General features: G+C 62.8%; 2 protein-coding genes. One reads left to right on the top strand and one right to left on the bottom strand.

The window, feature by feature from the left end; genetic code table 11:
• A partial coding sequence (locus tag Q4P21_RS14575; RefSeq protein ID WP_303389460.1) for a hypothetical protein occupies window positions 1-1,109 on the bottom strand: 1,109 nt, incomplete at its 3' end.
• Between the two features lie 361 nt (window positions 1,110-1,470).
• Between Q4P21_RS14575 and acs the strand changes: the two genes are divergently transcribed.
• Window positions 1,471-3,447 (top strand): acetate--CoA ligase, encoded by a 1,977-nt coding sequence (gene acs / locus Q4P21_RS14570; protein WP_303389459.1) that lies wholly within the window; start codon window positions 1,471-1,473, stop codon window positions 3,445-3,447.
• Window positions 3,448-3,533 lie beyond the last annotated feature (86 nt).

Genomic DNA, 3,533 nt, shown 5'->3' with positions numbered 1-3,533 from the left:
TTAGCGCTGCCCTGCTTCGCACCGCTTTGGGTCGCGCCGCTTTGCTGTGACTCGCCCTGGCGGGTGCCGGTCCCGGTTGCGGAGCCGCCAGGAGTCGATTCGACGGCAGGCTTGTTAGCGTCAGGAGTCTTTGCCGGATCCTGTTTGGCGGCCGACTTCGCTGTGGAACCGCTTTCGGTTCCAGCCGGTGTGCTTGCTGCAGGCTTGGTTGCTGCGGACGCAACTGGCGCTGCGGCGGCAACCGACTGTGCTGCTGCGCTGCTCGTTGCCCCGGTTCCGGATCCGGATCCGGTTGAGGATGCTGCAGGTTGCTCTGCCCCCGTGTTGGAACCCGCAGTGGTGGCTGCTTTGGCCGCAGTGGATTGGGTCCCACTGCTTTGGGACTGGCTGGTTTCCTTCGCCGGAGTGAAGATCCGGCCAGCGGATGCGTGACTGGAGGCCTGCGCACCCGTCCAGCCACTGGCACCCTGCGCTCCGGACGCCCCTTGGTTGCCCTGGCCGGTGCCAGCTTGTGCACCCTGTTGGGTGCCGCCCTGGCCTAAGTGGGCTCCGGCGCCGTCCGCGGACTTGGTCGCAGATGGCCGTTGGAGGGCAGGAATGGCATCCCGCGCTGCCACGTGCGCAGGAATCTCGGCGCGGCCAACGAAATCGGAGGCCAGCAACGGTATCCACTGAGCGCAAGCTGTCGCTGCCAATAGCAGCAAGGAACCAATGAGGCCCACAAGATAAGCAACACCAAAGTTCGTCACGGTGCCGGTGAAGAAGAAGAAAGTTGCAAAGGCGGCAACCACTGACGCAAATTGGTCGACGGAGAGCGAGCCAACACGGACTTTGCTTTCCGGACTCAGCCGACGTGAAAGGAAGAGCCCACCCACGGCCAGCGGCAAGACAACCCCGATCCCAATATAGAAGAGTCCACCGGTGTTCCACAGGTTGAAGCTGCCCGCAATGGTGGAAACGACAGGCACCAGTGAAGCAATGAATATGATCAATACTGATACCAGGACCCAGACGTCCCTGATGGTCAGCGGTCCGGCTGCTGCGTGGCTGGGCCCTGCACCTGCGATGCTGGTGGCGCTCTGTGCGGAAGGCGTGTGTTGCTCTGTCATGGTCCTACTCCTCAAACTCACGATTACCTCCCAGCCTAGTTAACGAGGGATGGCAACACTAGCCAGCCACAGCTTAATCGACGCAAAATGCGATAAATGGGGCGCGCTGCCACGAGGCTGCCCATCCTCGGCTCAGCTTCAGCGTTGTGCATTTGGGCGCAGATATGACCCCATTGACCCCACTGGGCTGTGATGGCAGACACGTTTTAAGATCAGAAGCGATACAGTTAAAGTAGGAACAATACGTTGTCCGAGCAACCATCCCGCGCACTGCCGCAACTCCTTTTTGCAGGAGTTGTAGTGCACTGCCGCCGGTGGGAACCTGCAGGGCATCAGCTGAGTAGGAATGAAGGGATATTAGATGTCTGAGGTCACAACCGCAGCGGCAGGCCAAGCCGGAGATGCATTGGAGAATCTGCTCAAGGAGAACCGAAAGTTCGCGCCCAGCGCGGAATTTGCCGCCAACGCGATTGTTCACGGCGATGAGTACGCAAAGGCCGACTCCGACCGTCCCGCCTTCTGGGGCGAGCAGTCCCGCGAACTCCTCTCCTGGAGCAAACCGTTCACCAAGACCCTTGACTGGAGCAACCCTCCTTTTGCCACCTGGTTTGAGGACGGCGAAATCAACGCCGCCTACAACGCCCTGGACCGCCACGTTGAGGCCGGCAACGGGGACCGCGTCGCCATCTACTTCGAGGGCGAGCCCGGAGACACCCGCACCTACACCTATGCGCAGCTCACTGAAGAGGTCAAGAAGGCCACGAACGCCTTCGAATCCCTCGGCGTCATCAAGGGCGACCGCGTCGCCGTCTACCTGCCCATGATCCCCGAAGCCGTCATCACACTGCTCGCCTGCGCCCGCATTGGCGCCATCCACTCAGTGGTCTTTGGCGGCTACTCGGCCGACGCCCTGCGTTCACGCATTGACGACGCGGAAGCCAAACTGGTGGTCACCGCCGATGGCACGTTCCGCCGCGGCAAGCCCAGCCCGCTCAAACCCGCCGTTGACGAAGCACTCAGTGCACCGGGGCACTCGGTGCAGAACGTCGTGGTGGTTAAGCGCAACGGCCAGGACGTCAACTGGGTTGAGGGCCGCGACATCTGGTGGGATGACAGCGTTGGTACCGCCTCCACCGAGCACACGGCAGTGGGCCACCCCGCCGAGCACCCGCTGTTCATCCTGTACACCTCCGGCACCACGGGTAAGCCCAAGGGCATCCTGCACACCACCGGCGGCTACCTCACCCAGACGGCCTACACGCACCGCGCCGTCTTTGACCTGCACCCCGAAACGGATGTTTTCTGGTGCACGGCCGACGTCGGATGGGTCACCGGCCATTCCTACGTCACCTATGCACCGCTCATCAATGGCGCCACCCAGGTCATGTATGAGGGCACCCCGGATTCCCCGCACCAGGGACGCTTCTGGGAGATCGTGGAAAAGTACAAGGTTTCCATCCTCTACACGGCCCCCACGGCCATTCGCACGTTCATGAAGTGGGGTGAGGACATCCCCGCCAAGTACGACCTCTCCTCCATCCGCCTGCTCGGTTCAGTGGGTGAGCCCATCAACCCGGAAGCGTGGATGTGGTACCGCCGCGTCATTGGCGCTGACAAGGCACCCGTGGTGGACACCTGGTGGCAGACGGAAACCGGCGCCATCATGATCGCCCCGCTTCCCGGTGTGACCGCGGCAAAGCCCGGCTCCGCACAGGTTCCGCTACCCGGCATCGCCGTGGACGTCGTCGACGAACTCGGTGCATCGGTGCCCAACGGCCACGGCGGCTACCTCGTGATCCGCGAACCATGGCCGGCCATGCTACGTGGCATTTGGGGTGACAACGAGCGCTACAAGGACACCTACTGGTCCCGCTTTGACGGCATGTACTTTGCCGGTGACGGAGCCAAGTGGGACGAGGACGGGGATGTGTGGCTGCTGGGCCGCGTCGATGACGTCATGAACGTCTCGGGTCACCGCCTTTCCACCACGGAGATTGAATCCGCCCTTGTCAGCCACCCCTCGGTGGCTGAGGCTGCCGTGGTTGGCGCTGCCGACGAGACCACGGGCCAGTCCGTCGTGGCCTTTGTGATCCTGCGCGGCTCGGCCGTGGAAGACGCCGACATTGTCACGACGCTGCGCAACCACGTTGGCCACGAAATTGGGCCGATCGCCAAGCCCAGGACCATCCTGGTGGTACCGGAACTCCCCAAGACCCGCTCCGGGAAGATCATGCGCCGCCTACTCAAGGACGTGGCCGAAGGCCGCACCGTGGGGGATGCCTCGACGTTGGCGGACAACACCGTCATGAACCAGATTGCGGAGTCCCTGCGCAAGTAATTCAGGACCGCACAAAGCGCAGCGTGGGGGGGCCCCCCCCCCCGGGGGGCGCCCGCCGGCGGGGGTTTTTTTTTTTTACAAGTTGT

The sequence above is a fragment of the Arthrobacter sp. genome (genome assembly GCF_030540645.1).
GTDB lineage: Bacteria > Actinomycetota > Actinomycetes > Actinomycetales > Micrococcaceae > Specibacter.
Note: the sequence above shows the minus strand (reverse complement) of the source record. Positions and strands in the feature narration are given on the sequence as shown.